Source organism: Amycolatopsis sp. NPDC051045 (assembly GCF_040682955.1).
In the GTDB taxonomy this organism is placed as follows: domain Bacteria; phylum Actinomycetota; class Actinomycetes; order Mycobacteriales; family Pseudonocardiaceae; genus Amycolatopsis.
Genome location: NZ_JBFBCC010000003.1, coordinates 487,687 through 514,403, shown reverse-complemented (window position 1 = coordinate 514,403; position 26,717 = coordinate 487,687). Strand labels below are relative to the sequence as shown.

Sequence of the window (26,717 nt, the reverse complement as noted above, 5' to 3'; positions counted from 1 at the left end):
TTTCCGCCGTACGATCGACGCCGTGCGCAGGATCGCCGTGGGGAATTTCCGGGTGGTGTTGCGCACCAGCCTGGGCTTCGCCGGGCTGGGTATCGGCTCCAGTGTCGCCGGGTCCGGTGTGGTTGCGCTGCTACTGGTGCTGCAGGGCCTGCCCAACGACGTCGGCGACCGCGGCTGGGTGCTCGGCCTGACCGCGGCCGGCATCGTCGCCGCGGCCCTGCTCGCCGGGACGCTGTGGACGGCGTGGCTGCAGCGCCGCACCGTGGTCTGGTTCGTGCTCGGCCGCCCGCCGTCGGTGAGCGAAGCCCGGCTCGCGCTGCGGCTGCCGGTCGACATGGCGGTGGTCAGCGGCACGCTCTGGCTGATCGGCACCGTGGTCCTCACCGTGCTCGCCGGGGCGCTCGGCTCCCCCGGCGACGCCGTCGGCATGGCCACGGTGATCGGGCTCGGCGGCCTCACCACCGTCGGGCTCACCTACCTCGCCGCCGAATGGGTGGCGCGGCCGGTGATGACGATCGCCCTGGAGGTGCTGCCACCGCGCGGCTCGCTGCCGGTCACCGTGCTGACCCGGCTGATCGTCACCTGGGCGCTGGCCAGCGGCGTCCCGTTCGTGGGCGTCCTGCTCGTCGCCACACCGCCGGAGCTGGGCTCGGGCGACCACACCGCGAGCCTGATCATGCTGTCGGTGATCGGCCTCGCCGTCGGCGCGATCGGCACGGCGCTGCTGGCCAGGGCGGTCGCGGCGCCGCTGCACCGGCTGCGCGTGGCGCTCGACGAGATCGCGCGCGGCAACACCGGTGTCGCGGTCGACGTCGACGACTCCAGCGAGATCGGCCTGCTCCAGACGTCGGTGAACCAGCTCGCCGCCGGCCTGCGCGAGCAAGCGCGGATGCGGGACCTGTTCGGCAGGCACGTCGGCGCCGACGTCGCCCGGCACGCCCTGGAGTACGGCGCGTCGCTCTCGGGGGACGTCCGCGAGGTCACGGCGTTGTTCGTCGACGTCGTCGACTCGACCGCGCTGGCCTACCGCACCCCGCCCGAGGAACTCGTGGGGAAGCTGAACCGGCTGTTCGCCGTCGTCGTCTCCGCGGTCAACGCCCGCGGCGGCCTGGTCAACAAGTTCCAGGGGGACGCCGCGTTGTGCATCTTCGGCGCGCCGACGCGGCTCGCGGACGCCCCGACAGCCGCGCTGGCCGCGGCCCGGGCGATCCGGGACGCGGTGCGCGAGGCCGACGAGCTCGACCTCGGCATCGGCGTCTCGAGCGGCCCGGTGTTCGCCGGGCAGCTCGGCACCAGCAGCCGGCTCGAGTACACCGTGATCGGCGACGCGGTCAACGAGGCCGCGCGGCTCACCGAACTCGCCAAAGCTGTCCCGGCGCGGGTCCTCGCCAGCGACGCCGTCGTCTCCGCGGCGCTGCCCAGCGAAGGCGCGCACTGGGAGAAGCACGGTGAGCTGGAGCTGCGCGGCCGCCAGGAGGCGACGCCGACCTGGACGACCGGCACGGAACCTCAGGCCGGCTGACCCAGTTCCGGCCAGCGCAGCACCGTCGAACCCCAGGTCAGGCCCGCGCCGAACGCGCTGAGCAGGACGCGGTGACCGGGCACGAGGGTGCCGTCGGCGCGGGCGTCCGCCAGGGCCAGCGGGATGGAGGCGGCACTGGTGTTGCCGACCCGGTCGATGTTGGCGACCACGGCGTCGGCCGGCATCCCGAGCTGCTTCGCCGTCGCCTGGAGGATCCGGATGTTCGCCTGGTGCCCGACGAAGCGGTCGACGTCGCCGACCATCCAGCCCGCGCGTTCCAAGACCGTGCGCGACGACTCCGCCATCCGCGCGCAGGCGTGGCGGAACACCGCGGTGCCCTGCATGGCGAGGAAGCGGTCGCTCGGCTGGTCGGAGAGCCGGCGGCGCGCGCCGCCGGCCTCGACCCACAGCAGGTCGGCGTGCTCGCCCTCGCTGTGCAGGTCGAACGGCCCGAACGCGCCGGGCTCGTCGGCGTCGCCCGCGCGCAGGAGCACCGCGCCGGCGCCGTCGCCGAAGATCGGCACGGTGGTGCGGTCGGCGGGGTCGATGAGCGTGGTGAAGGTGTCGGCGCCGATCACGAGCACGCGCTCGGCCAGCCCGCCCGCGATGAACCCCGCGGCCGTGGCCAGCGCGTAGACGAAGCCGCTGCACACGGCGTTGACGTCGAACGCCGCGGCCGTGCCGAGCCCCAGCCGGGCGGCGACCTGCGGCGCGCTGGCCGGGCAGGGCTGGTCGGGCGTGGAGGTGGCGAGGACGACTGCGTCGGCGGACGTGCCCCCGAGCGCTTCGCGGCCCGCCCCGACCGCGAGGTCCACAGTAGACTCGTCGGGCCCCGCGACGCGGCGCTCGCGGATCCCGGTGCGGGTCCTGATCCACTCGTCCGAGGTGTCGAGCCGGGTGGCGATCTCGTGGTTGTCCAGCACTTTCGCCGGCAACCACGAACCGAGGCCGGTCAACACGGCGGCAGGTGCGGGCACGGGATAGCCTCCCCACGCCGGCGGGTTGGCGAAGTGACCGGCTGGTCTTCCACTTCTATGGGCTACCCCCTGGTAGACCGGTCAGTTGTGTTCGAGATCACTTAAAAAGTTGTTTCATCTTCGCGCCGGGCGGAGTAGTGAGCGACGTCACTGAGGGGTGAAACCAGGCGGATTGTCGGGGGTGCCGGTTAGCCTGCTGAGGTGCCGACACCCGACCTCGACCAGCTGGACATCGCCATCCTCGCCTGCCTCCAGGCGGACGCCCGCACGATCGCCGAGACGATCGGCGCCAAGGTCGGGCTCTCGGCCGCGGCGGTGCAACGGCGGATCAAGCGGCTGCGCGAGGCGGGCGTCATCGAGCGCGAGGTGGCGGTGCTGTCGCCGGAGGCCCTCGGGCTGAGCATGACGTTCGTGGTGACGGTCGAGATGGAGCGGGAGAACCTCGCGGTCCTCGACGCGTTCCGCCGCCAGGTCCTCGCCGACGACACCGTGCAGCAGTGCTACTACGTCACCGGCACCGCGGATTTCGTGCTGATCGTGACGTGCCCGGACATGGCGGGCTTCGAAGCGCTGACCCGGCGGCTGTTCTTCGAGAACCCGAACGTCCGGCACTTCACGACGAGCGTGGCGATGGACCGGGTCAAGGTGGGGCTCGCCCTGCCGCTCGACCCGTAAACCGGAGCGCTGTCCGCCTGGGGAAGGACATCGCTGCCGCGCGCGCTGCGCGAACCGTCACCACCCGTGGCCGCCTGAGCGCAAGGGGTACGTGCGCGGTGTTACACCACAATGGACGGATGCAACCGATCAAGTGAACGTGAGAGTTTCTTCGTCATGACCGTCGGCCCTGGTCATCTCCTTGCCGAACAGTTCGCGCCGCGCGAACCACCGCGAGACTCCAGGAGGGGCCGTGCACACCGACGCCGTACACCAGAGCCAGTTCGTGCTGCTGAACGAGAGCACCACGCCCGTCCTGTCGCGCCTGTCCTACCACGCCGACGAGCCGTTCGCGGTGACCGTGGCCTTCCGGACCGAGCGCGGCCGGTGGATCGAGTGGACCTTCGCGCGTGAGCTCCTCGTGGCCGGTCTCGACGAGCCGGCCGGTATCGGTGACGTCCGGGTCCGCCCGGACCTGTCCGATGACGAAGACTTCCTCACCCTCGAAATCGAGTCACCGGACGGCTATGCGTCGTTCGAGCTCGAAGTCGAAGACGTCCGGACGTTCCTCGACGCGTCCTGCGAACTGGTGCCGCTCGGCGAGGAGAGTGCGCACTTTGACGTCGACGGGCTGATCGAGGAGATCAGCAACGTCTGACCCCCAACCCTCCCATTCCCGCGGCGAGGACGAAGGGCGGGTTCCGAACGCTCCACCGATGCCCCCGCCACCACCCTCAACGGTGGCGCGAGGCGCCCGGTTTTTATTCCAGGCGCCCGGAACCCGCCCTTCCGCCTGCGGGGATCAGCTGGTCTTGAGGGTGGTGCCGGTGCCGGACAGGGCGCCGGCGATCGGGTAGAAGTACGTCACGGACGTGTTGCCGCCGGACAGGATGCCCTGCGCGTAGTTGCCGGCGATGAAGCCGCCGCCGGAGTCACCGGCCGCCGAGCGGACGTTGGTCGCGGTCATGCCGTTGACCGTGCCCTCGGAGTAGCGGACGCTCTGGTTCTTGGCGCCGATGGTGCCGCAGGTCCAGCCGGTGGTCGAGCCGGCCTTGCAGACCGACGAGCCGGTCGCCGCGTTCGACGAGCCGCGCACCGCGGTGCCGTTGTTCATCTGGGCCACCGGGGTCCAGCTGCTGTTGGTCCGGACCGCCGCGTAGTCGGAACCCGGGAACCGGTAGGTGATCCAGCTGCCGAGCGCCGCGCCGTTCGACCCGGTCAGCGAGCCGCCGCCGGTGAGCGCGCCGCAGTGGCCGGCGGTGAGGAAGCCGGTGGTCGTCGAGAACCCGACCGAGCAGCGCGACGAGCCGCCGATGTAGTAGGCGTCACCACCGCGGATGTTGGCGTACAGGGACGGCTTGACCGCCGTTTCGCGGATGGTCACCGCGGCCTTGTCCACACCGGACTTCGCGAGGAACGCGTCCGCGGCGGCCCGCTGGCCCTGCAGCACGTCCAAAGTGACGCGGTTGGCGGTGTCGTCGACGCCCCAGCCGGTGATCGCGGCCGGTGCCGCCTTGTCCGCGGCGTTCAGGGTGTCCACTGTGGAGCCGAGCTGACGGGCGCTGAACTTCACGACTTCCGCTTCCGCGCCGGCTTCGCGGATCTTGCCGACCAGCGTGGCGTTCGTCGTGGTGACGTGCGCCTTGCCCGTGGCGGCGTTGTAGGTGGCACCGCCGAAGGCGTCGCCGAGCGCCGAGGTGAGCGCCTCGGTGACCTTGTTCGCGACGTCCTCGCTCTTGAGCCGCGCGAGCGCCTGGTCGTGGGTCAGGCCGAGGTCCCGCTCCATGGCGGGCACCATGTCCGGGTTCAGCAGGTCCTGGCCCGACGCGGGGACGGCGGTCGCGGCCAGCGCGCCCGTCGCCATCACCGCGGCGGCAGCGGCACCGAGAAGTCTCGCGATCTTCATGCTTCTCCCTAGGTGGTTACGCGCGGCTCCACATCGGCCACGCAGTGGTACTCCCCCGGGTGAGCGTCCCCGCAGTGGGCGTTACGGTGCAATCCGGGCGACCGGCGAATGGGTATACGCATTCTCCTCGGACGAATCCCCTGCTCCAGCTGGACTCATCCGCCCCGCGTCACCCGGTCGGACAGGTCCGTAAGTAGGGTATCTGTGAACTACTTTCAGTAGCCACCAACGCCACACGAACGCGTTAAGCGACGTTCGAACGAGCGATCGACCGGGATTCCGCACGCGCTGTGATCCGTTCCCACGGTTCCCGCGGCAAACCGGTGACGGTGGGTAGGCGGACGTGTGACGACAGCACCGGCCACCTATTCGGTGAAAGGTTTACGGACGGGATCAGCGCTGCTTAGGCTCCCGCGCACACAGTCTTCGGTGCGTCGAGGAGGGTCGTATGTGGCTGACCACCCCCCGCCCCACCTCGGTCTCCGTCCGGTCCGGACCCGCCCGGCTGACCGGCCGCGACGCCGAGCTCGACGCCATCGTCGACGTGCTCCGAAGGCGCCCGGCCGCGGTCCTGATCGAAGGCGAGCCGGGCATGGGCCGCACCCGGCTGCTCGCGGAGATCGGACGGCGCAAGGAGTTCGACGGCGGCCGCGTCCTCACCGGGGCCTGCCAGCCACTACGGGAACCCTTTCCCTACGGGCCCATCCTGGAAGCGCTTCGCGCCGTGGGCGACGCGCCCCTCGGGCCGCTCAGCCCCGTCGCCGGCGTCCTGCAGCCGTTGCTGCCGGAACTCGCGGAAGCGCTTCCTCCGCGGCCCGACCCCCTCCCGGACCCGGTCGCCGAGCGCCACCGCGTGTTCCGCGCGGTGCGGGAACTGCTGGCCGCCTGCGGCCCCACGCTCGTGCTGATCGACGACCTGCAGTGGGCCGACGAAGACACCCGGGACCTCATGCGGTTCCTCGCCGGCGCGATGCCGCCGGAGCTGGCGGTGGTCGCCACCTACCGGTCGGCGACCGACGTCCGTCCCGGGCCTCTCGGAGCTCCGTTTCGCACCGACCCGGCCGTCCACTCCGCCCGCGTCGCGCTCGGCGCGCTCGACGTCGCGGCCGTGCGCCGGCTGGCCGCCGACATCCTCGAACTGCCCCGGGTCACCGACGAATTCGCAGGGAAGCTGCACGAATGCACCGCCGGGATCCCCTTCGTGGCCGAGGAAACGCTGCGGGCGCTGAAGGAAGCGGCCGAACGGCTCCCGGTCGGCGAAGTCCTCTCCGACCGCTTGCTGGAGAACCTCGAAGTCCCGGTGCTGCTGCGCGACGCCGTCACCGAACGGCTTTCCGCGCTGCCGGGGCCGGCTGTGCGGTTGGCCGGCGCGGCCGCGGTGCTCGGCGTCGGCGCCGAAGCCGCCGTGCTCGGCGAACTGGCCGGGCTCACCGGCGACGCCCTCCGCACCGCGCTGCTCGCCGCCCTCTCCGGCGGGGTGCTCGGCGAAGTCGGCGACGGCCAGTACGGCTTTCGGCACCCGCTGGCGCGCAAGGCGGTCTACGACACCGTGAGCGGACCCGAACGCGCATTGCTGCACGCGCAGGCGATCCGCGTGCTCGCCGCGCAGCCGTCCCCGCCGCTCACCCTGCTGGCCCGGCACTCCCGCGCGGCCGGCCGCGTCGACCAGTGGCGGCACTACGCGGAAGCGGCCGCGGACGAAGCGATCACGCGCGGCGAGACGTCCCGGGCGATCGACCTCCTGCAGTCGGTGCTCGCCGAACCCGGTCCCTCACAGGCCGACATCGGGCGCGTGGCGGGCAAACTGAGCCAGGTCGCGCTGCGGGGCTTCCGCCCCGACGTGCTCGGCACGCTGGAGCGCGTCCTCGAAGAGGTGACCCTGCCGCCGTCGGTCCGCGGGTCGATCCGGCTGAGCCTCGGCATGCTGCTGGTCCGGACCATCGGCGGGCTCGGCCGCGGCCGCCTCGAGGTCGAGCGCGCGGTCGGCGAGCTGATCGACCGGCCGGACCTCGCCGCCCGCGGAATCACCCTGCTCGCCCAGCCGATCGACGGGCTGACCCCGCTGGCGTGGCACGAATCCTGGCGCGCCCGCGCGGGCGAGGTGTACGAGCGGCTCGACGACCCGGAGCTGCGGCTGGCGCTGACCGCCGACCGCATCGCCGCCGCGTCGCACGTCGGCGACGGCTCGGCGTGGGCGGAGTTCGAAGCCCTGTCGGACACCGTCGGCACGGTCGCCGAGCGCGTCCAGCTGGCCCGGTTGTGGTGCAACCTGGCCGACGGGCAGTCCTGGGCCGGGCACCTCGACCGCGCCGAGCGGCTGGTGACCGAGGGCGTGCGGCGGGCGACCGACGCCGGCGCGCTGTACGCGATCGGCCTGATCCAGGGCACCCGCGTCCGGCTGGACTGGGTGCGCGGGCGCTGGACCGGCCTGGCCGAGGCCGCCGAGCAGCTGCGGGACAGCTACCCGGAGCTCGGCCCGATCGTCATGGAGTCCTCGCTGGTGCTCGGCGGGCTCGCGGCCGTGCGCGGGGAGTTCGCCGCCGCGCAACGGCACCTGACCGCGGCGAGCGTGCACGCGCCCGACCGCGGCCCCATCCCGGTGGTGCTGTCGGCCGCCGGGGTCCTGATCTCCGTGCTGCTCGCGACCGACGACGTCGACGGCGCGTGCGCGGCGGCCGACACCGCCGTGGCCGCGGCGGGGCGCAAAGGCGTCTGGATCTGGGCAGCCGCGCTGGTCCCGGCCGCGGCGCAGGCGTACGCGAGAGCCGAGCGCTGGCCGGAAGCCGACAACGTGGTCGAGGCGTTCGCGCGCGGCATCGAGGGCCGGGACGCACCGGTGGCCGCGGCCGCGCTGGTGGCCGGCCGCGCGGTGCTGCTCGAAGCGCGCGCCAAGCACCTGGCCGCGGCGGCGCTGTTCGACGAAGCCGCGTCCGGCTACGCGGCGCTCCCGATGCCCTACCCCGCGACGGCCATGCGGGAGCGCGCTTCGATGTGCCGCCTCGCCGCGGGCAACCGCGAAGCCGTCGACGAGCTGACCGCGGCGGCCGAAGCCTACGAACAGCTCGGGGCGACCCGCGATGCCGGACGCTGCCGCCACCAGCTGCGCGAGCACGGCGCTTGGGCGCCTTCGCAACGCGGACGGCGTGGGTACGGGAGTGAGCTGTCGCCGCGGGAGCGCGAAGTGGCGCGGATGCTCGCGGAGGGACGGACGAACCGGGAGATCGCGGACGGGCTGTTCCTCTCACCACGGACAGTGGAACAGCACGTAGCGAAGGTGCTGCGGAAGCTGGGCGCGCGCTCGCGCACGGACGTGGCCCGCAAGCTCCCCGGCGAAGTGACGACCGCCCAGGCAGGTTGACCCACGCGCCGGGCGAGTACGCCCTGCTGGACGAAAAGACCCGTGAAGGCCTCCGCGGGGGAAGAGGCCTTCACGGGTCCATGTCGCTCACCAACCGCCCGGTCAGGTGAGCGGGGCTTCTTACTGCTGCGCCGCCGCGTGTGCGGCGTCCACGAACTTCGTCGTGTACGTCTGCGAAAGGTCGATCTTGTCCTTCTTCGGCTTGACGTTGCTCGACGACTCGCCCAGCACCTTCAGCACGTTCTGCGCGCCCGCCGGGTCCATCCGGCCGTCCTTGGTGAACATCGGCAGGCTGTCCCTCAACGACTTCGCGTACAGCGCCTTGTCGCCGCCGGCGAACGACGGCGGCATGATGTCGGCGACCTGTTCCGGTGTGTGCGTCGAAATCCACTTCAGGGTCTCGACGTACGCATTGGCCAGTTTCTGCACGATGTCCGGATAGCGTTTCACGATCTCGCAGCCCATGTACAGCGAACTCGCCGGGTACAACCCGCCCAGCGCCGCCTTCGTGCCTTCGACCGTGCGCATGTCGTAGAGCACCTTGGCCTGGCCGGTGTTCGTCAGCTGCGCGATCGTCGGGTCGGTGGTCATCCCGGCGTCGATCGAACCCTGGTTCATGGCCGAGATGAACGTCTGCCCGGCGCCGACCTTCACCGGCGTGTAGTCCTTCGAGCCGACGCCGCCGCGCGAGGCGAGGGCCTTCGTCAGGAAGTCCGTCGACGACCCCAGCGACGTGATGCCGAGGTTGCGGCCCTTGAAGTCCGCGCCGGAGCGGATTTCCCCGGCTTTGCCGGTGGCGACCATCTCCGCCTCGCCCGGCACGTTCGCGAACTGCACGACGCTCTCGATGCACTGCTCCTTGGCCTGCAGGTCGATCGTGTGGTCGTAGAACCCGACCACCGCCTGCACCTCGCCGGCCAGCAGCGACGTCTCGGCGTTCGCACCCGACGGCTGGTCGAACAGCTCGACGTCCAGCCCCTGCTTCTTGTACGCACCGATCTGCTGGGCCAGCTGCCCGGGCAGGTAGATCACCTTCGAGAGGCCGCCGACCATGATCTTGACGTGCGGCTGCCCGGTGGTGCCGAGCGAGATCTCCCGCGAGTCGCGGCAGGCGGTGACCCCGGCCAGGGTGACCGCGAGCGCGGCCACCACACCGACTGTCCTTTTCAGACGCATGTCAGACCACTCCGTGCGCGGCATCGGCGGCGGACGGCGGGCGCCACCGCAGGAGCCTGCCTTCCAGCGAGCCGATCCCCCACTCCGCCAGCAACGCGACGACGGTGATGATCAGCATCCCGGCGTACACGCCCGCGGTGTCGAACGTGCCCTGGGCGTTGGCGATCAGGAAGCCCATCCCGGCCTTCGCGCCGGTGTACTCGCCGACCACCGCGCCGATCAGCGCGAAGCCGAACGCGACGTGCAGCGACGACAGGATCCACGACGTCGCGCTGGGCAGCACGATCGACTTCAGCACCTGGCCGCGGGTGGCGCCGAGGATGCGGGCGTTGTCGATCAGGTTCCGGTCGACCTCGCGGGCGCCGGTGAAGGCGTTGAAGAACACCGCGAAGAACACCAGCACGACGACGGTCGCGACCTTCGACGACAGCCCGAGCCCGAACCAGATCACGAACAGCGCGGCGAGCACGATGCGCGGCAGGGCGTTGGCGGCCTTGATGAACGGCGCCAGCACCTGCGCGAGGTAGGAGCTGCGGCCCAGGATCACGCCGAAGACCACACCGGCGATGGCACCGATGACGAAGCCGATCGCGGCCTCCTCGACAGTCACCAGGATCTGGTACCAGATCGAGCCGAAGTCGGTCCCGGCGCTGAACCACTCGACCAGCCGTTCCCAGATCTTCGACGGCTTCGAGTAGAAGAACGGGTCGATCCAGTACGTCGCGGTCAGTTCCCAGCTGCCCAGCCAGACGACGACGATCGCCAGGCGCAGCAGCCAGATGTTGCGCTTGCGCCGTGAGGAGGCCTGCTTCGCGCGGGCCAGGATGTCCTGCTCGGTCTCCAGGACCGGGAGGGGGGCGGACGGGGCCGCCGGCGTCTCAAGCGACACTGGTCGCTCCCTTCTCGCGGGCCTTGTCGACCTCGCTGCGCAGCGATTCCCAGATGTCGGCGTAGAGCTTGCGGAACTCCTCGGTGAGCCGCAGTTCCTCCACCTTCCGCGGCCGCTCCAGGGGAATCTCGAAGACGTCCTTGACCGTGGCCGGGCCGGTCGTCAGCACGACGACCTTGTCCGACAACGCGATGGCCTCGTCGAGGTCGTGGGTCACGAAGATCACCGCGGCACCCGATCCGGACCACAGCCGCAGCAGCTCGTCCTGCATCAGCGCCCGCGTCTGGACGTCGAGCGCGGAGAACGGCTCGTCCATCAGCAGGATCTTCGGCTTGGTGACGAGCGTCTGGGCCAGCGCGACGCGCTTGCGCATGCCGCCGGAGAGCTGGTGCGGGTAGTACTTCTCGAACCCGGCGAGCCCGACGCGGGCGATCCAGTCGACGGCCTGCTCGCGGGCCTCGGCCTTGGACGCGCCGCGGAAGCGCGGGCCGGAGGCGACGTTGTCCAGCACCGACCGCCACGGCATCACGGCGTCGGTCTGGAACATGTAGCCGACACCGTCCGGAATGGACTTCACGTCCACGCCGTTCACCCGCACCCGGCCGGCCGACGGCGGCTGCAGCCCGGAGACCAGCGAGAGCGTCGTCGACTTGCCGCAGCCGGTCGGGCCGACGACCGCGACGAACTCGCCGGGCTGGACGGACATGGTCAGATCGCGGACGGCCGTGTGCACGGAACCGGACCCGCTCGGGAACCGTTTGGTGGCTCCGGTGAGTTCGATCAGTGGGGGAACCATGGGGGAGGTGACTCCTTCGTCACGTGGTGCCTGTCACGTTGGGAAGGGACGTTAAGCAGGCGTGGCGCCCAGGTGAAGCTTGTCGACGTTCTGCGTGCGAGCTGCGCGTTCTGAATGTTTTGCTCGTTTAGCGCACGGCCGTGAGCTGGGGGTATGTTCCCTGCCATGCCAAAGTGGGCGCTCTTCCCGCGGATGCGGTTCAGCAGGCAGGTGCTGCTGCTGCAGATCGGCGTGGTCGTCCTCGTCGTCGGGATCGGCGTCGCGCTGGTCAGCGTGCTCCTGAGCCAGACCCTCACCGACCAGTACGGCCGCCGGGCGCTGGCCATCGCGAAGTCCGTCGCCGCGGACCCGGTCGTCGTCACCAACGCGGCCGCGAAGCTCCCCGGCGGGCCCCTCGAAGAGCGCGTCCTCGCCGTCACGAAAGCCAACGAGGCCCTGTTCGTCGTGATCACCGACGACCGGGGCATCCGGCTCGCGCACCCGACGATCGGCGAGATCGGCAAGCCGGTCAGCACGTCGCCCGAGCGCGCGCTCGCCGGGTTCGACGAGGTCAGCGCGGTGCAGAGCGGCACCCTCGGGCTTTCCGTCCGCAGCAAGACGCCGATCAGGCAGGGCGCGCGGGTGGTCGGCGAGGTCAGCGTCGGCTTCGAGGTCGGCGACCCGACCGGCGACTTCAACCGCCTCCTGACCATCACGCTGCTGTTCGCGGGCGGTGCGCTGTTGCTCGGCGCGGGTGCGTCGGCGCTGCTGAACCGGCGGCTGCGGCGCGTCACGCACGGCCTGGAACCGCACGAACTGACCGAGCTGCTCTACGAACGCGAAGCCGTGCTGCACGGGATCGGCGAAGGCGTGCTCGCCGTCGACGAGGCGAACCGCGTCTCGGTGCGCAACGACGAAGCCGAACGCCTGCTCGGCACCGAACTCCCGATCGGTGCGGCGCTGTCCGAGCTCGAGCTCAGCCCGCGGCTGCACAAGGCCGTCGCCGAAGGACGGCCGGTCGACAACCTCCTCGCGGTGGCCGGGAACCGGGTGCTGGTGATCAATTCCCGGGCCGTGCGCCTGGACGACCGCCCGATCGGCACCGTGCTCACCTTCCGCGACCGCACCGACCTCGACACCCTCACCCGCGAGCTCGACGGCATCCGCGCGCTGTCCGACGGCCTGCGCGCCCAGCGGCACGAGTTCGCGAACCGGCTGCACACGCTCTACGGGCTGCTGCAGCTCGGCCACCACACCGAGGCCGTCGAATACCTGCAGACGCTGACGGACTCGTCCTCGGCGCGGCCGAGCGAGCTGGGCGACGCGGTCGCCGACCCGTACCTGCAGGCGCTGCTGGTCGCGAAAACCGAGCAGGCGCAGGAAAAGGGCCTCACCCTCAAGCTCGCCGAAGACAGCTGGGTACCGACAGCGGTGCTCGACCCGATCGCCGCGAACACCGTCATCGGCAACCTCGTCGACAACGCCCTGCACGCCGCGCGGATGGGCCCGCGACGGCCGGCGACCGTCGAAGTCGGCCTGCTCGCCGAGGGCGGCACCCTGCACGTATCCGTTGTGGACAGTGGCCCCGGCGTGCCCGCGGACCTGCGGCGGACGTTGTTCGACGAAGGCGTCTCGACGAAGATCGCGCCCGGGCACGGCCTCGGCCTGGCGCTCGCCCGGCAGGCCGCCCGCGCCCGCGGCGGCGACGTCTGGCTGGCCGACCCCGGTGAAGGCGAGACAGGGGCCCTGTTCGTCGCCAAACTGCCCGGAATGCTGACGGAGGACGGATGATCCGCACGCTGATCGTCGACGACGACTTCCGGGTCGCCGGGGTGCACGCCGGGTTCGTCGAGGAGGTCGAGGGCTTCGCGGTGGTCGGCACCGCGCACACCGCCGCCGAAGCCCGCGCCCGCGTCCGCGAACTCTCGCCGGACCTGATCCTGCTCGACGTCTACCTGCCCGACGAGTCCGGCCTCGCGGTGCTCCCGGAGCTGCAGACGGACACGATCGTGCTGTCCGCGGCGACCGACAGCGCGTCGGTGGCCGCGGCGATCCGGGCCGGCGCGCTGAACTACCTGATCAAGCCGTTCACCACCCGCCAGCTCGCGGAACGGCTGACGTCGTACGCGCGGTTCCGCGGCCTGCTCGCCGAAGACCGGGCCCTGGCCCAGGACGACGTCGACCGCGCGTACCGCGTGCTGCACGACCAGGACCGCACGTCCGCGCCGAAGGGCCAGTCGACGGCGACGTCCCGGCTCGTTTCGGAGCAGCTGCGCAAGGCGGGCCGTCCGCTGTCGGCGGCGGAAGTCGCCGGGGAGCTGGGCATGGCGCGGGCCACGGCGCAGCGGTACCTCACCGCGCTGGCGGAGTCGGGAACGGTCCGGATGCAGCTGCGCTACGGCGCCACCGGGCGCCCGGAGCACGAATACCGCTGGTCCGGCGCCTGACTCAGCGGCCGCCGTAGCGCTGCATCATGCTTTCGGCCACGTGGACCCACGCCTGGACGGGGTTGGTGGTCGACGGCGGCGTGGTCGACGACGGCAGGTCCACCCGCGCCTCGGCTTCGTCGTCCGGCACCGCCTTCTTCGGCTGCGGTAGGGCCTGCGCCTGCGGCTGTTTCGGCGCGGGCTTCGCGGGCACCGCCACGTACACGGTCTTCGGAGCGGGCGTCACGACGACCGGCGCCGGCGGGGCCGGCGGCTGGGGCTCCGGCGCGGGTGCCGCGGCGACGGCCGGGCGCGCGTCCAGCTGGGCGACGTCGCGTTCCGGCGCCGGGGCGAACAGGCCGCCGGTGAACAGCCCGCCGCCCAGCCACCCGGCCGCGACGAGCAGGACCGCGGCCCCGCCGCCGAGCCACGTGCGGGCCCGCCGCCGGATCACCACCGACTTCGGGCGCAGGTCCTGGTCGCACACCGGCGGTCGCGTGTAGATCGGTGCGGCCGCCAGGGCTTCGTCGTCGGTGCGGCGGCGCCGGGGCAGGCTCGCCGCGACGATGCCGGTGCGATCCAGCAATTCCACCGCGGTGCGGTCGCTGGACGGGCGGGTCGCACTGCGCGGTGCCGTGCGAAGCATCGGGGACCTCCGGTACGGGGCTCGCGGACCCCACGCATTCTGGACCATTTCGGACGGCCCTGTCAGAAACGCAACTCCATTGAGTGAAGGTCAGCTTTACGTCTGCTTGAGCCCGAGCCGGGCGAGCGCCGCCAGCGGCCGCTGGTAGGCGGAGCCGAGCACGCGCGGAATGGCGTCGAACACGTAGGCGTCCGGTCCGATGAGGATCCGCGCCGCCTTCCGCTCGATCCCGCGCAGGATCGTCTGCGCCGCTTTCTCCGGTGTCGTAAGGGCGATCCGCTCGAAGCCCTTCGCGGCCTTCTCCTGGTCGTCGGCGGCGCTCCGGGAGTTGCGCACGATGTTGGTCTTGATCCCGCCGGGGTGCACGCAGCTCACCGCGACCGGGTGCCGCGCGATCAGCATTTCTTCGCGCAGCGCTTCGGTGAATCCGCGAACCGCGAACTTCGCCGCGTTGTAGGCGCTCTGCGTCGGCACGCCGATGAAGCCGAATACGCTGGAAATGTTGACGACGTGCCCTTCGCCCGAAGCGATCAGGTGCGGCAGGAAGGCCTTCGTGCCGTTCACGACGCCGCCGAGGTTGACGCCGATCAGCCAGTCGTAGTCATCGAACGTCATTTCCTCGACGGTCGCGCCGAGGGCCACGCCCGCGTTGTTGACGACGACGTTGACGCCGCCGAACTCGTCGGCCACGTCGTCGGCGTGCGCGAGCACGGCACTGCGGTCGGCGACGTCCAGGGTGTACGCGCGGGCGTTGTCGCCGGCCAGCTTGGCCGTCTCCTCCGCGTTCGCGGTGTGGACGTCGGAAAGCGCGACCCGGGCACCGCGCCGGGCGAACTCGCACGCCAGCGCGCGGCCGATGCCGGAGCCCGCTCCGGTGATCACCACGACCTTGTCCGCGAACTGCTTCATCGGCCCTCCCGCCCGCCAGGTGTTACTCCCGAGTAGCCGATGCTATCGGCTGCGAGCTTGCTGTGGGTGTGCTGATTGTGTCGGTGCGTCGCCTTATGGTGGGCTGGTCGACAGCGACCGGATGAGGAGGCGATGTACGTGCGGCGGCCGGCCGTCTTGCTCACCCTCGCTGCGATCGTGCTGCTCGGCGCGGCCTTCGTCGTGGTCGTCGCCGCCCGGCAACCCCAGTGGGCCGGCGCGACGACGCCGGACACCGGCACGGTCCAGGTGGCCACGGCGCCCGACCTGCCCGCGGTGTCGAGTCCCGCGGTCGGCGCGCTGTTCGCCGAAGGAGCGCACTACTGCACGGCCAGCGTCGTGCACAGCGAGCGGGGTGACCTGCTGCTGACCGCGGCCCACTGCATCCACGACGGCGAGGGCGGCGGCTACCTCACCGGCCTGACCTTCGCGCCCGCCTACCACGACGGGGTCGCGCCGTTCGGCTACTGGACGGTGTCGGACGAGCTCGTCGCGCCGGGCTGGACCGCGTCGTCGGACCCGGACCTCGACGTCGGCTTCGCCACCGCGCACCAGGTGGGCACCACGAAGTCCCTGGAGAGCCTGGTCGGCGCGAACCTGCTGGCCACCGGCACCCCGTTCGAGCAGTCCATCACGGTCACCGGCTACCCGAACGACTCCGAGGCCCCCGCGGTCTGCGAGAACACCACCAGCAAGCAGGACACCTACCAGCTCAGGGTGGACTGCGCGGGGTTCCCGACCGGCACCAGCGGCGGGCCGTGGGTCACCGGGCAGAACCCGGAGACCCGGCTCGGCACGGTCATCGGCGTGATCGGCGGCTTCGAGTACGGCGGCGACGATCCGGACACGTCGTACTCGAGCTACTTCGACACGGACGTCCTGGCGCTCTACCGGCAGAGGACCGCCCGCACCTGACGCGGCATGATGCGGGGCATGAGCGAGCCCGTCGACGTACCCATCACCGGAGAGCCGATCCGGCTCGGCCAGTTCCTCAAGCTGGCCGGCCTGGCCGAGGACGGCTCCCACGCCAAGGACCTGCTCGACGCGGAGGAGGTCACGGTCAACGGCGAGGTCGAAACCCGCCGCGGCCGCCAGCTGACCGACGGCGACGTCGTGGCGGTGGGCCCCGCCCGGGGCAAGGTCATCCTGGTCAGCTGACGCCCGGCCCCATGCGGGCCCGGCGTCAGCCGGCGCTGCTCAGCGGCGGCAAGCCGAGCGAGGCGGCGAGGGCGTCCAGTTCGCGGCGCACCGGGCCGGCCAGGGGCACGCCCAACGCCCGGCACTGCTCGAGGTGCTGGGCCTCGCGCCAGCCGGGGTAGCGGATCGGCGCGCCGCCGTCCCAGCCGAGCATGCTGCCGAACAGCGCGCTCGCCGCGCGGTAGAAGCCGTCGGCGCTGCGCAGCGTCGTCGGTGCGATCGCCAGCACCAGCAGGCCGGTGTCGTGCTCGTGGTCGGCGACGCCGGAAAGCACGCCGGCGAGGACGTCGACGAGCAGCGTCAGCCCGGCCGCTTCCGCGCCGGGGCGGTCCATGTCGAAGACGAACTCGGGGTACGCGCCGCCCGGCGCCGCCATGCCCAGCGGGTTCATCGGCTGGCCCGGTTCGCCGCCCGCGGCGAGGACCAGCCCGATCATCGCGTGCGGCAGGGCCCGCGCGGCGTGGTGCCCGGCCCGGCCGAACGGCCCGATGCCGCGCAACGAGACGAGCCCGACGCCGAAGCGGCCGGCCCGCGTCACCGCCCGGTCCATCGCGTCGCCGACGGCCCAGAGCCCGAGCGCGCGGCGGTAGTCGATCAGCGCGGCGGCGCCGCGGTCGGCGATCATCATCGGCTCGGCGTGCGGCACGACGAGCCCGTCCTTCAGCAGCGGCAGGTGCACGCGGGTCAGGTCGGCGACCCCGGTCTCCGGTGAGCCGGTCAGATCACCGTGGCAGAGCGCCTCGGCGGCTATGCGGGCGCGCCCTTCGGGGAGGCCGTGGGCAGCGAAGACGTGTGCCACGAGGGTGACCAGTTCGTCGGCCCGCACGCGGGGCCAGGCCTGTTCCGGGATCGGGGTTTCCGGCAGTTCTTCTTCGAGGATGCCGGGTGCGGGGCGGGCGGAGCGGAACGAGCGCGGTCTGAGGGGCACGCCCCCGACCTTGCCGAGCCCCGGTACGGGCGTCAACGACACCGGGCCGGGCCTACCCGACCGTGTGATCGAGCCGTCCGAAGCGTCGTACCCTGGGCGACATGTGCCGAAACATCACCACCCTGCGGGGGCTCGAGCCGGCCGCGACGGGCGAGGAGATCGAGGCCGCGGCCCGCCAGTACGTCCGCAAGGTGACCGGCGTGCAGTCGCTGTCGGACGCGACGCGCGAGCCGTTCGAGGCGGCGGTCGCCGAGATCACGGAAATCACCGCGCGGCTGCTGGAGCAGCTGCCCGAACGCCGCCAGCCGCCGGCGACCGTGCCACCGCTGCGCCGCCCCGAGGTGCAGGCACGGATCGCCGCGAAAGCCTTGCGCCGGCCCTGAGTCAGGGCCCGTGGTGGCCGCGCGGGTAAATCCCGCGCGGTCGTTTTCCCGGTCCCGATAGGCTGATCGCATGGGTGGACAGGCGTTGGTGCTGGGCGGCGGCGGGGTCGCCGGGATCGCGTGGACGACGGGGCTGCTGGCGGGCTTGGCCGGCCACGGCCAGGACCTCACCGGCGCGGACCTGATCGTCGGCACGTCGGCCGGTGCGGCGGTCGCGGCGCAGGTGACCAGCGGTCTGCCGCTGGACGAGCTGTTCGCGCGCCAGGCCGACCCGGCCCGCCAGACGCCGGAGATCCCGGCTGAAATCGACTTCGAGAAGTTCGCCGCCGACTTCGGCGGTGCGGTCGCCGGCGCGAGCGATCCGGCCGAGGTGCGGCGGGCCGTGGGGAAGCTGGCCCTGGCCGCCGAAACGGTGCCCGAAGTGGACCGCCGCGCGGTGCTCGCCGCGCGGCTGCCGGTGCACGACTGGCCGGAGCGGCGCCTGGTGATCGTGGCGGTCGACGCGGAAACCGGCGAACCCCGGCGCTTCGACCGCGCGTCCGGCGTCTCCCTGGTCGACGCGGTGGCGGCGAGCTGCGCGGTCCCCGGCGTCTGGCCCCCGGTGACCATCGACGGCCGCCGGTACGTCGACGGCGGCGTCCGCTCGGCCGAGAACGCCGACTACGCAACGGGCTTCACCCGCGTGACGGTGGTTTCGCCGCTGGGCGTGGATGCCCCGCTGCCGATGGAGAAGCCGCTGCCGGCGGTGCTGGACGACCTGCGCGCCGCGGGCGCGGAGGTCGCGCTGATCACGCCGGACGAGGCCTCGCAGGCGGCGATCGGCCAGAACCCGCTGGACCCGTCGACGCGCACGCCGGCCGCCGAAGCGGGCCGGGCGCAGGGCGCAGCCCTCACGCTGACCTGGGCCTGAGCGGACGGGCGGGCCCCGGATGTCCCGCCGCCCTCCGGATCCCGTCGCGTCCCCGTGCCCCGAGCACGCCCGAGGCACGGCCCGGGTGGCCTCGGGCCGTCGGCTACCCTCGTGGAGCGAGGTAGCGTGTCCGAGCGGCCGAAGGAACATGTCTTGAAAACATGCGAGGGGGCAACCTCTCCGTGGGTTCGAATCCCACCGCTACCGCACTGAGAACCCGGGCGCCCGGTGCGCCCGGGTTCAGCTTTCGGCCTCCAGCAGGTGCGCCTGCACCCGCTCGAACGCCGCGGCGATCGTCGCCTGCTCCTCGGGGCTCAGCAGGTCGATGAGGTGCTCGCGCACGCCTTCGACGTGCGTCGGCGCGGCCTTCTCCAGCAGCGCCAGGCCCTCCTCGGTCAGTTCCGTGATGACGCCGCGCTTGTCCTCCGGGTCACGCGCCCGCCGGACCAGGCCCGCGACCTCCAGCCGGCCGACCTGGTGCGAGAGCCGGCTCTTCGTCGACCCCATCCGGAACGCCAGCTCCGACATCCGCATCCGGTGATCGGGCTGGAACTGCAGGCAGACGAGCACTTCGTAGTCGGTGAGCGACACCTCGTGGCGCTCGGACAGTTCACGGTGCAGCCGCTGCCTCAGCAGCAAGGTCGCCACGATGTAGGAGCGCCACGCCGCCATCTCGGCTTCGTTCAACCACCGCACAGCACGCTCCTCGGCCATAAGGCAGCGTAGAACGCTGATCAAGGGACCGCGCGGTCCGAGTCCGATCCGTCTGCCGGTGAAAATGCCGTCGCAACATCGCCCGAACGTGGGTTACGAAAAGGTTGAGACTCGGCCGGGAAAGGCGCATTCTGCTTGTCGGCGGACGGTTGGTCAGGTAAGCGGCGCGGCATCGGCGACGTGCCCGGCCCGGCGCCCCGCCAGGGAAGGTCAGGTGGTTGTGTGACGGGTGATTCTCGCGGTTGACCGCCAGCTGCGTCCCCGCGACCGGAACGGACACCCGGGTCGGTCGCGATCGAGGGTTCTGCGAATCCTCCTGTGAACAGCACCAGAGCGGGCTTCCATGCGTTCCCGCATACGGCGTGGGTCGGGCCTGGATCCGGTCACGGCCTCGGCAGCCGTGACGACAGCGCCTGAACGCCGGCCCCGGAAGCGGCCAGCCGCTCGACGAAAGACATACCTCGGTACAAGCCTGGGTGCGCCCGTCAACGCGACGGCCGCACCCAGGCTCGTTACGCTTGGACGGTGAGATTCGACGACAACGCCGGCCTGGACGCCTCCGAGGTCCAGGACCTGCGCGGAAGCGGTGGTGGCGGCGGCGGGATCGGCGGCCGCGTGGCGCTCGGCGGTGGTGGACTCGGCGTCGTCGGGCTGATCATCTACTTTGTCCTTTCCCAGCTCGGCGGGGTCAGCGTCCCGGGCGGGAGCGGCCTCAGCGGCGGGTTGGGCGGGGTCGGGTCCGGCCAGCAGGTCGACAACTCCAGGCTCGCCGGCGAGTGCAAGACCGGCGCGGACGCCAACAAGAACCACGACTGCGCGATCGTCGCGGTCGTCAACTCCGTCCAGGACTACTGGACGCAGCAGTTCGCGCGCTCCGGCTCGACCTACCGGAAGGCGCCGACCAACTTCTTCAACGGCGGCGTGCGCACCGGCTGCGGCAGCGCGACCTCCGACACCGGCCCGTTCTACTGCCCGGCCGACTCCGAGGTCTACATCGACCTCACCTTCTTCGACGAGCTGAAGACCCGCTTCGGCGCGCAGGGCGGTCTCTTCACCGAGGCGTACGTGCTCGCCCACGAGTACGGCCACCACGTGCAGAACCTGCTCGGCACCTCGAAGAAGGGCACCGGCACCGGCCCGACGTCCGGTTCGGTCCGCCTGGAACTGCAGGCCGACTGCTACGCCGGCGTCTGGGCCAACCACGCCTCGACGACGCCGACCGAGAGCGGCAAGCCGCTGATCACCGACATCACCCAGGACGACATCAACTCCGCGCTGGACACCGCGTCCCGCATCGGCGACGACTACATCCAGGAGAACCTCGGCGGCGGGCAGGTCGACCGCTCGAAGTTCACCCACGGCACGTCCGCGCAGCGCAAGAAGTGGTTCACCACCGGTTTCCAGACCGGCGAACCCGCGCGCTGCGACACCTTCGGTACGAACAGCTTGGGCTGAGCCGCGACGAAGGGGCCGTCCCGGCAGCGGGACGGCCCCTTCGGTTTGTACTCAGGCGGTCAGCGCGTGCGGGTCACCGGCGACGGCGCGAGCGGAGAAGTTCCGCTGCGCACCGCGTTCGGTGGCCTTCTGCTTGGCCGTCTTCGCCTTGCCGGGCTGGACGCCGTTGACGCTCTCGGTGCTCGTCGCGTAGACGCCGAGGGCCCAGGCGACGCCGTCGGCGTTGCGGTCCAGCGCGACCCGGTCGACGTTGCCGAGGTTGTCGCAGGCCTGGTGGTAGCACGGGTCGAACGCGATGCCGGCCGTGCCGCCCCACTTCGCCGCCTGCGCCGGGGTCTTCAGCACCTCGGCGCCGGTGTCGAGGCCGCCCGCCGGGATGCCGACGGCGATGAACTCGCCGTAGTCCGAACGCCCGGTGAAGTCGGTGCCCTCGAGGGACACGCCCCGCGCGGCCTGCATGAAGTCGACGAAGGTCTTCTCGATCTGCGCCGAGCCGTACGGGCCGGCGCCCGCGCCGACGCCGTCGGAGTTGTCACCGTCGTAGGCGAAGTACCCGGCGTTCGGCGAGCCGATCATGTCGAAGTTCAGGTACAGCGCGATGTCGAGCTGCTGCTCGAAGCTCAGCTGGTCGACGTAGTAGGTCGAGCCGATCAGGCCGAACTCCTCCGCGCTCCAGAAGCCGAAGCGGACGGCGTTGTTGACCTTCGGGCTGCTCCCCAGCTGCAGCGCGGTCTCGAGCAGGGCCGCCGAGCCGGTGCCGTTGTCGTTGATACCCGGGCCGGCCGGGACGCTGTCGAGGTGCGAGCCGAGCATCACGACGTTGTCCTTGCGCCCGGTCTTGGTCTCGGCGATGACGTTGTAGCTGGTCCGCGCCTCCTGGAAGGCGCGCAGCTCCAGGGTCACGGACTGCCCGTCCAGCGTGGCCAGCTGCGCCCCCGCGGCCGCCGTCACGCCACCGGTCGGGATCTTCGCGTTCTCCGGACCCCCCAGCGTCCCGTTCAGGGCGCCGTCGGTGTTGTTGTAGACGATCGCGCCGATCGCGCCCGCCGCCGCGGCGGTCTGCTGCTTCTGCGCGAACGAGCAGCCACCGCGCTTGATCAGCGCGATCTTGCCCGCGACGGCCGCGGTGTAGTCGGTGGCCTCACAGCCGCTGGTGTCGTCGACCGGGATCACGGCGAGCGGCGCGGTGATGCCGCCGACCGGCGTGGACGTCGTGTACTCCATGGCGATGACCGGCACGTCCGCGCCGCCCGCGGTCAGCTTCTCGGCGAGGGTTTCCGAGTAGGTGAACGGAAACTCTTGACGAGTCACCTGGTAACCGGCCGCCTCGAGCTTGGTCGCGATGTACTCGGCGGACTTCTTGTGGCCCTCGGTGCTCGCCGCCCGGGTGCCGCCGTTCGTGTCGGCGATGCGCTGGAGGGCGATCAGGTGGCGGTTGACGCCGTTGACGTCGACCTTCTTGACGAGCTGTTTCGCCAAGCCGGGGCCTTCGGGGACCGCGTTCGCGGCGGCGGCCGGGGTCAGGCCGAGCACCAGCGTCGCGCCGGCGGCCAAGGCCACCGGAGGGAGAAATCTCATTCGAAAGAGTGACATGGTTGCTCACCTTTGTTCCGAATGAGTAGTACGTCAATGCGTCATTCGGCGGGACCTTCGCGGACCGGTATACAGTCGACACATGTACGCGATCACCATCCGTGAACCAGGTGACCCGGACGTTCTCGAGTGGACGGAGGTCGCGGACCCGCATCCCGGCCCCGGTGAAGTGCTGCTGGAGGTCGCGGCGAGCGCGGTGAACCGCGCGGACCTGCTGCAGCGCCAGGGCCACTACCCGCCGCCGCCCGGAGCGAGCGAAACCCTCGGCCTCGAATGCTCCGGGACGGTCGCGGAACTCGGCGAAGGCGTCGAAGGCTGGAACGTCGGCGACGAGGTCTGCGCGCTGCTCGCCGGCGGTGGCTACGCGGAGAAGGTCGTCGTTCCGGCGGGGCAGCTGCTGCCGGTGCCGGGCGAAGTCGACCTGCTCGCCGCGGCCGGGCTGCCCGAGGTGGCCTGCACGGTGTGGGCGAACGTCGTGATGCACGCGAAACTCACCGAGGGCGAGGTGCTCCTGATCCACGGCGGCGCCGGCGGGATCGGCACGCACGCCATCCAGGTCGGCAAGGCGCTCGGCGCCACCGTCGCCGTCACCGCGGGTTCGCCGGAGCGGCTCGAACGCTGCCGGCAGCTCGGCGCCGACCTCACGATCAACTACAAGCACGACGACTTCGTCGAGGTGCTCCGCAAGGAAACCGGCGGCGCGAACGTCATCCTCGACAACATGGGCGCGTCCTACCTGGGCCGCAACGTCGACGCGCTGGCCGCCGACGGCCGCCTGGTCATCATCGGCATGCAGGGCGGGGTCAAGGGCGAGCTCAACGTGGGCGCGCTGCTCGGCAAGCGGGCCAGTGTGTTCGCCGCGGGGCTGCGCTTCCGGCCCGTCGAACAGAAGGCCGCGATCGTCGCCGACGTCCGCGAGCGCCTGTGGCCGCTGGTCGAGGACGGTTCGGTCAAGCCGATCGTCGGTCAGGTGGTGCCGATGGCCGAAGCCGCGTCCGCCCACCGCGCCCTGGAAGAGGGCAGCGTGTTCGGCAAGGTCCTGCTGGCCGCGAAGTCCTAGCGGAGTTCGTCGAGGACGCGCACCAGCTGGTTGATCTCGAAGACGTTGGAGTAGTGGGCGAGCCCGATCCGCACGGCGCCGCCCACTTCTCCGACGCCGAGTGACGCGAAGACGCCGCTCGTGCCGTCGTCGGCGAAGGCGCACAAGCCCTGCTTCGCCAGGTACTCGGCCACCTCGGGCGCCTTCTTGCCGGCGACGGCGAAGGCGAGCGCGGGGATCCGGCGCATGGCGTTGCCGATGACCATGATGTGCCGCAGCGTCAGCAGTTCCGTCGACAGCTGAGCGAGCAGCCCGGCGTGGTAGGACTTCGCGGACCCGAGCGAGGTGATCAGGCGCTCGCGGCGCGATCCCGTGGCGGCGTCGTCGAGGCCCGAGAGGTAGTCGATCGACGCGATCAGCCCGGCGAGCAGCGGGTAAGCGTGCGGGCCGAGCTCGAGGCGGGCGGCGCCGCGGGCCGTCGGTTCGAGCGAAGCCGACGGGATCCGCTCGATGAGCTCGGGGTCGCGGAAGACGAGGGCGCCGACCGACGGGCCGCCCCACGCCTGCGCGGACACGACCATGACGTCGGCGCCGAGCGCGTTGATGTCCAGCGGCAGGAACGGCGCGGCGTAGGTGGCGTCGACGACGACGAGCGCGCCGACCCGCTTGGCGAACTCGATGATCGTCGGCACGTCCGGCCGGGTGCCGACGGAACCGGACGCGAGCGTGACGGCGACGGCCTTGGTGCGCGCCGACACGAGCTGCTCGTACTGCCACGCGGGCAGCTCGCAGGTCTCGATGTCGATCTCACCCCAGCGCACGACGGCGCCGACGCGCTTGGCGGCGCGCTGCCAGGGCGCCAGGTTGGCCTGCTCGTCGAGCCTCGACACGACGAGCTCGTCGCCGATGGTCCAGCGCTCGGCGAGCGCGTCGACGAGGCGGCGCAGCATCACCGGCGCGCTCGGCCCGAGCACGACGGCGGCCGGGTCGGCCCCGACCAGGTCGGCCACGGCCCGGCGGGCCGCGGTTACGATGCTTTCCGCGCGTTGTGAGGCCGGAAACGCTCCGCCCGGCCCGGACACCGGGGCGCGCATCGCCGTGGAAACGGCCGAAGCGACCTGTTCCGGGACCAGCATTCCGGCGGCGCCGTCGAAGTGAATCCAGCCGTCACCCAGCGCGGGAAAGAGCCCACGGATACGAGCGACGTCGAACGCCATGGGGACACCGTACGGACGTGCGGTTTCGCCGTGCGTCCGGGGTTGGGTGGAGAGCCACCAGGACCGCTACGCTCGGAGACGGACCCCCCGCGGGTGTCGCGGAGCGTGTCGAACGCAAGCCAGGATGGAGCACATGACCGAGCCGAACTTCACAACGGGTGACCCGGGCCAGGAATCTTCACCCCACGTGGTGGTCGTCGGACCGGACGGCACGCCGGTGGGCGCGGCCCCGCTGCCTTCGGACGAGCACCCCGAATCGGTGGGTGACCTCGTCGAAGAGCCGGCGAAGGTGATGCGGATCGGCACGATGATCAAGCAGCTGCTGGAGGAGGTCCGCGCGGCCCCGCTCGACGACGCGTCCCGCACGCGGGTGCGCGAAATCCACCAGACGTCGATCCGCGAGCTGGAGAAGGCACTGGCCCCGGAGTTGCAGGACGAACTGGAGCGACTGGTCCGGCCCTTCACCGACGACTCGACGCCCTCAGACGCGGAGCTGCGGATCGCGCAGGCGCAGCTGGTGGGCTGGCTGGAGGGGTTGTTCAGCGGAATCCAGACGGCGTTGTTCGCCCAGCAGATGGCGGCGCGGGTCCAGCTGGAACAGATGCGGCGCGGGCTGCCGGCCGGGCCTTCGGGTGCGGTGGGCCACGGGCATGAGCACGGGCCGGGGATTTCCGGGACCGGGCAGTACCTCTGAGGGTTGGCCACGGGGTTGTCCACAGACCATGGGGGATGTGGACAACTCCTGTGGACAACTTCGTTTGGCGGGGGTTTGTCCGGGGGCGGCGATAGACTGGACTTGGGACGCCCCCCAGGGACGGGCGGGGGATGTTTTCCGGCCCCCCTACCCCCGTCAGCGCAGTGAGCGGAAGAACTCGCGGATGTCGCCGATCAACGCGTCCGGCTCCTCGAGTCCCGGGAAGTGACCGCCGCGCGGGGACTCCGTCCAGTGGACGATCTTGTCCGTTCGCTCGGCCAGGGTCCGGATCGGCAGGCCGATGTCGTCCGGGAAGACCGCTACGCCCGTCGGGACCGTGTTCGCCGGGACCGGTGCTCCCCAGCCGCCCGTCAGGGCCGCATACAACCGCGCCGATGAGTTCGCCGTCTCCGTGAACCAGTAGATCGAGACGTCGGCCAAGAGGTCGTCGCGGTCGATCAGGTCCTCGGTTGTGTTCGAGAACGAACGGAACTTCTCCGCGATCCAGGCCAGCTGACCGACCGGGGAGTCGTGCAACCCGTACGCCAGCGTCTGGGGCTTCGTCGCCTGGAGGATCGCGTAGCCGGTGCCCTCGCGAGAGAACTTCGCGCCCTTCGCCAGCGAGCGCGAAGCCTTCTCCAACTCCGCCTCGGAGAGACCCTCGAGGTCGGCTTCGCTGCGGACGACCGACGACGCCGGCATCGTCACGTGGATGCCCAGCAGCCGCTCCGGGAACTGGGTCGCCAGCTCGCGGGAGATCGTCGCGCCCCAGTCGCCGCCGTGGGCGCCGAAACGGGGGTAGCCGAGGCGGGTCATCAGCTCCGCGAATGCCCGGGCGATGCGGTTCGGGCCCCAATCCACCGAACGCGTCGGGCCCGAGAAGCCGTAGCCCGGGACCGACGGCACCACCACCGTCAGCGCGTCCGCGGGATCGCCGCCGTACGCGCGGGGGTCCGTCAGCGGCCCGATGACGTCCAGGAACTCGACGATCGAGCCCGGCCAGCCGTGCGTCAGCAGTACCGGTGGCGCCTCGGGCTCCGGAGACACCACGTGCAGGAAGTGCACGTTCGTCCCGTCGATCGTGGTCGTGAACTGCGGGAAGCCGTTGATGCGCTCCTCCTGCGCCCGCCAGTCGAAGCCCGTGCGCCAGTACTCGGCCAGCTCACGCACGTAGTCGACGGGCGCTCCGAGCCGCCAGCCGGCGTCGGCGGGCTGGTCGGGCCAGCGGGTGTTCGCCAGGCGCGCGCGGAGGTCGTCGACGTCGGCCTGCGGGACGTCGATGCGGAACGGCGTGAGCTCGGAAGTCATGACTCGACCGTAGATACGATCGC

Annotated in this window: 25 protein-coding genes and 1 tRNA gene; 14 read left to right on the top strand and 12 right to left on the bottom strand. The window is 71.5% G+C overall.

The genetic code is table 11. The features are described from left to right. Positions 1-22 precede the first annotated feature (22 nt). On the top strand, positions 23-1,522 hold the full coding sequence (locus AB0M80_RS10230) for an adenylate/guanylate cyclase domain-containing protein (RefSeq protein WP_364561632.1): 1,500 nt from the start codon (positions 23-25) through the stop codon (positions 1,520-1,522). Here the strand turns inward: AB0M80_RS10230 and AB0M80_RS10225 are convergent. Then, entirely contained in the window at positions 1,510-2,499 is a 990-nt protein-coding gene (locus AB0M80_RS10225; RefSeq protein ID WP_364561629.1) for a beta-ketoacyl-ACP synthase III, read from the bottom strand. The two genes, AB0M80_RS10230 and AB0M80_RS10225, sit on opposite strands and share 13 nt — an antisense overlap. A 201-nt stretch (positions 2,500-2,700) precedes the next feature. On the opposite strand from AB0M80_RS10225, the gene AB0M80_RS10220 reads away from it, so the two are divergent. Beyond that, complete coding sequence (locus AB0M80_RS10220; RefSeq protein ID WP_364561627.1) at positions 2,701-3,174, top strand: Lrp/AsnC family transcriptional regulator; 474 nt, start codon at positions 2,701-2,703, stop codon at positions 3,172-3,174. 232 nt (positions 3,175-3,406) lie between these two features. Further along, entirely contained in the window at positions 3,407-3,811 is a 405-nt protein-coding gene (locus tag AB0M80_RS10215) for an SsgA family sporulation/cell division regulator (protein WP_364561624.1), read from the top strand. A gap of 144 nt (positions 3,812-3,955) precedes the next feature. On the opposite strand, the gene AB0M80_RS10210 is transcribed toward AB0M80_RS10215, so the two are convergent. Further along, positions 3,956-5,059 carry a S1 family peptidase gene (locus AB0M80_RS10210; protein ID WP_364561621.1) on the bottom strand — a complete coding sequence of 368 codons (1,104 nt, stop codon included), beginning with the start codon at positions 5,057-5,059 and terminating at the stop codon, positions 3,956-3,958. A 448-nt stretch (positions 5,060-5,507) separates the two neighbouring features. Between AB0M80_RS10210 and AB0M80_RS10205 the strand changes: the two genes are divergently transcribed. Continuing rightward, positions 5,508-8,417: an AAA family ATPase gene (locus tag AB0M80_RS10205; RefSeq protein WP_364561618.1), complete on the top strand. Its 2,910-nt coding sequence runs from the start codon at positions 5,508-5,510 to the stop codon at positions 8,415-8,417. 120 nt (positions 8,418-8,537) lie between these two features. Here AB0M80_RS10205 and AB0M80_RS10200 read toward each other — a convergent pair whose 3' ends face one another. From AB0M80_RS10200 to AB0M80_RS10190, 3 genes are read right to left on the bottom strand one after another with little or no spacing between them, the layout of a single operon-like run. Beyond that, positions 8,538-9,593, bottom strand: a complete 1,056-nt coding sequence (locus AB0M80_RS10200; protein ID WP_364561616.1) for an ABC transporter substrate-binding protein — start codon at positions 9,591-9,593, stop codon at positions 8,538-8,540. A gap of 1 nt (position 9,594) precedes the next feature. Then, positions 9,595-10,482, bottom strand: coding sequence for an ABC transporter permease (locus tag AB0M80_RS10195; RefSeq protein WP_364561614.1), 888 nt, complete (start codon positions 10,480-10,482; stop codon positions 9,595-9,597). Continuing rightward, a complete protein-coding gene (locus tag AB0M80_RS10190) occupies positions 10,472-11,278 on the bottom strand; it encodes an ABC transporter ATP-binding protein (protein WP_364561611.1) in 807 nt (268 codons plus the stop codon). Before AB0M80_RS10190 ends, AB0M80_RS10195 begins: the two co-directional genes overlap by 11 nt. 192 nt (positions 11,279-11,470) lie before the next feature. Here AB0M80_RS10190 and AB0M80_RS10185 point away from each other — a divergent pair, with 192 nt between their 5' ends. Both AB0M80_RS10185 and AB0M80_RS10180 read left to right on the top strand, forming a co-directional pair. Continuing rightward, on the top strand, positions 11,471-13,048 hold the full coding sequence (locus tag AB0M80_RS10185) for a sensor histidine kinase (RefSeq protein ID WP_364562046.1): 1,578 nt from the start codon (positions 11,471-11,473) through the stop codon (positions 13,046-13,048). Beyond that, complete coding sequence (locus AB0M80_RS10180) at positions 13,045-13,704, top strand: response regulator (RefSeq protein WP_364561608.1); 660 nt, start codon at positions 13,045-13,047, stop codon at positions 13,702-13,704. The genes AB0M80_RS10185 and AB0M80_RS10180 overlap by 4 nt, the downstream gene beginning before the upstream one ends. A gap of 1 nt (position 13,705) precedes the next feature. Here AB0M80_RS10180 and AB0M80_RS10175 read toward each other — a convergent pair whose 3' ends face one another. After that, entirely contained in the window at positions 13,706-14,329 is a 624-nt protein-coding gene (locus AB0M80_RS10175) for a hypothetical protein (protein WP_364561605.1), read from the bottom strand. Between the two features lie 96 nt (positions 14,330-14,425). After that, positions 14,426-15,238: an SDR family NAD(P)-dependent oxidoreductase gene (locus AB0M80_RS10170; RefSeq protein WP_364561602.1), complete on the bottom strand. Its 813-nt coding sequence runs from the start codon at positions 15,236-15,238 to the stop codon at positions 14,426-14,428. 132 nt (positions 15,239-15,370) lie between these two features. Here AB0M80_RS10170 and AB0M80_RS10165 point away from each other — a divergent pair, with 132 nt between their 5' ends. Together AB0M80_RS10165 and AB0M80_RS10160 are read left to right on the top strand one after the other, a co-directional pair. Further along, positions 15,371-16,171, top strand: a complete 801-nt coding sequence (locus tag AB0M80_RS10165; protein ID WP_364561600.1) for a trypsin-like peptidase domain-containing protein — start codon at positions 15,371-15,373, stop codon at positions 16,169-16,171. A gap of 18 nt (positions 16,172-16,189) precedes the next feature. Further along, positions 16,190-16,414, top strand: coding sequence for an RNA-binding S4 domain-containing protein (locus AB0M80_RS10160; protein ID WP_364561597.1), 225 nt, complete (start codon positions 16,190-16,192; stop codon positions 16,412-16,414). Positions 16,415-16,439: 25 nt separating this feature from the next. On the opposite strand, the gene AB0M80_RS10155 is transcribed toward AB0M80_RS10160, so the two are convergent. After that, complete coding sequence (locus tag AB0M80_RS10155) at positions 16,440-17,381, bottom strand: Ldh family oxidoreductase (protein ID WP_364561594.1); 942 nt, start codon at positions 17,379-17,381, stop codon at positions 16,440-16,442. Between the two features lie 101 nt (positions 17,382-17,482). Here AB0M80_RS10155 and AB0M80_RS10150 point away from each other — a divergent pair, with 101 nt between their 5' ends. From AB0M80_RS10150 to AB0M80_RS10140, 3 genes are all read left to right on the top strand, one after another. Beyond that, a complete protein-coding gene (locus tag AB0M80_RS10150; protein WP_364561592.1) occupies positions 17,483-17,764 on the top strand; it encodes a DUF2277 domain-containing protein in 282 nt (93 codons plus the stop codon). A 70-nt stretch (positions 17,765-17,834) separates the two neighbouring features. After that, entirely contained in the window at positions 17,835-18,674 is an 840-nt protein-coding gene (locus tag AB0M80_RS10145) for a patatin-like phospholipase family protein (RefSeq protein WP_364561589.1), read from the top strand. A 120-nt stretch (positions 18,675-18,794) separates the two neighbouring features. Then, positions 18,795-18,881 (top strand) — tRNA-Ser (locus AB0M80_RS10140). 33 nt (positions 18,882-18,914) lie between these two features. On the opposite strand, the gene AB0M80_RS10135 is transcribed toward AB0M80_RS10140, so the two are convergent. Continuing rightward, a complete protein-coding gene (locus tag AB0M80_RS10135; protein WP_364561585.1) occupies positions 18,915-19,388 on the bottom strand; it encodes a MarR family transcriptional regulator in 474 nt (157 codons plus the stop codon). A 525-nt stretch (positions 19,389-19,913) separates the two neighbouring features. On the opposite strand from AB0M80_RS10135, the gene AB0M80_RS10130 reads away from it, so the two are divergent. Further along, complete coding sequence (locus AB0M80_RS10130; protein ID WP_364561583.1) at positions 19,914-20,843, top strand: neutral zinc metallopeptidase; 930 nt, start codon at positions 19,914-19,916, stop codon at positions 20,841-20,843. A gap of 51 nt (positions 20,844-20,894) precedes the next feature. Here AB0M80_RS10130 and AB0M80_RS10125 read toward each other — a convergent pair whose 3' ends face one another. Further along, complete coding sequence (locus AB0M80_RS10125) at positions 20,895-22,436, bottom strand: M28 family metallopeptidase (protein WP_364561580.1); 1,542 nt, start codon at positions 22,434-22,436, stop codon at positions 20,895-20,897. Positions 22,437-22,518: 82 nt separating this feature from the next. Here AB0M80_RS10125 and AB0M80_RS10120 point away from each other — a divergent pair, with 82 nt between their 5' ends. After that, positions 22,519-23,496 carry an NAD(P)H-quinone oxidoreductase gene (locus AB0M80_RS10120; protein WP_364561577.1) on the top strand — a complete coding sequence of 326 codons (978 nt, stop codon included), beginning with the start codon at positions 22,519-22,521 and terminating at the stop codon, positions 23,494-23,496. Here AB0M80_RS10120 and AB0M80_RS10115 read toward each other — a convergent pair. Beyond that, entirely contained in the window at positions 23,493-24,692 is a 1,200-nt protein-coding gene (locus AB0M80_RS10115; protein ID WP_364561574.1) for a cysteine desulfurase-like protein, read from the bottom strand. The two genes, AB0M80_RS10120 and AB0M80_RS10115, sit on opposite strands and share 4 nt — an antisense overlap. A 124-nt stretch (positions 24,693-24,816) precedes the next feature. Here AB0M80_RS10115 and AB0M80_RS10110 point away from each other — a divergent pair, with 124 nt between their 5' ends. Continuing rightward, complete coding sequence (locus tag AB0M80_RS10110; protein WP_364561572.1) at positions 24,817-25,386, top strand: bacterial proteasome activator family protein; 570 nt, start codon at positions 24,817-24,819, stop codon at positions 25,384-25,386. A gap of 156 nt (positions 25,387-25,542) precedes the next feature. On the opposite strand, the gene AB0M80_RS10105 is transcribed toward AB0M80_RS10110, so the two are convergent. Then, the gene (locus AB0M80_RS10105) at positions 25,543-26,694 is read right to left on the bottom strand and encodes an epoxide hydrolase family protein (RefSeq protein WP_364561569.1); all 1,152 of its coding nucleotides are present in this window, start codon (positions 26,692-26,694) and stop codon (positions 25,543-25,545) included. Between the last annotated feature and the right edge of the window lie 23 nt (positions 26,695-26,717).

Coding starts and splice junctions, on each gene's coding strand:
- AB0M80_RS10165 (WP_364561600.1), top strand. CDS start 15,371: ATGTACGTGCGGCGGCCGGCCGTCTTGCTCACCCTCGCTGCGATCGTG.
- AB0M80_RS10105 (WP_364561569.1), bottom strand. CDS start 26,694: ATGACTTCCGAGCTCACGCCGTTCCGCATCGACGTCCCGCAGGCCGAC.
- AB0M80_RS10190 (WP_364561611.1), bottom strand. CDS start 11,278: ATGGTTCCCCCACTGATCGAACTCACCGGAGCCACCAAACGGTTCCCG.
- AB0M80_RS10150 (WP_364561592.1), top strand. CDS start 17,483: ATGTGCCGAAACATCACCACCCTGCGGGGGCTCGAGCCGGCCGCGACG.
- AB0M80_RS10180 (WP_364561608.1), top strand. CDS start 13,045: ATGATCCGCACGCTGATCGTCGACGACGACTTCCGGGTCGCCGGGGTG.
- AB0M80_RS10135 (WP_364561585.1), bottom strand. CDS start 19,388: ATGGCCGAGGAGCGTGCTGTGCGGTGGTTGAACGAAGCCGAGATGGCG.
- AB0M80_RS10115 (WP_364561574.1), bottom strand. CDS start 24,692: ATGGCGTTCGACGTCGCTCGTATCCGTGGGCTCTTTCCCGCGCTGGGT.
- AB0M80_RS10200 (WP_364561616.1), bottom strand. CDS start 9,593: ATGCGTCTGAAAAGGACAGTCGGTGTGGTGGCCGCGCTCGCGGTCACC.
- AB0M80_RS10185 (WP_364562046.1), top strand. CDS start 11,471: ATGCGGTTCAGCAGGCAGGTGCTGCTGCTGCAGATCGGCGTGGTCGTC.
- AB0M80_RS10125 (WP_364561580.1), bottom strand. CDS start 22,436: ATGTCACTCTTTCGAATGAGATTTCTCCCTCCGGTGGCCTTGGCCGCC.
- AB0M80_RS10175 (WP_364561605.1), bottom strand. CDS start 14,329: ATGCTTCGCACGGCACCGCGCAGTGCGACCCGCCCGTCCAGCGACCGC.
- AB0M80_RS10110 (WP_364561572.1), top strand. CDS start 24,817: ATGGAGCACATGACCGAGCCGAACTTCACAACGGGTGACCCGGGCCAG.
- AB0M80_RS10120 (WP_364561577.1), top strand. CDS start 22,519: ATGTACGCGATCACCATCCGTGAACCAGGTGACCCGGACGTTCTCGAG.
- AB0M80_RS10210 (WP_364561621.1), bottom strand. CDS start 5,059: ATGAAGATCGCGAGACTTCTCGGTGCCGCTGCCGCCGCGGTGATGGCG.
- AB0M80_RS10170 (WP_364561602.1), bottom strand. CDS start 15,238: ATGAAGCAGTTCGCGGACAAGGTCGTGGTGATCACCGGAGCGGGCTCC.
- AB0M80_RS10145 (WP_364561589.1), top strand. CDS start 17,835: ATGGGTGGACAGGCGTTGGTGCTGGGCGGCGGCGGGGTCGCCGGGATC.
- AB0M80_RS10205 (WP_364561618.1), top strand. CDS start 5,508: ATGTGGCTGACCACCCCCCGCCCCACCTCGGTCTCCGTCCGGTCCGGA.
- AB0M80_RS10160 (WP_364561597.1), top strand. CDS start 16,190: ATGAGCGAGCCCGTCGACGTACCCATCACCGGAGAGCCGATCCGGCTC.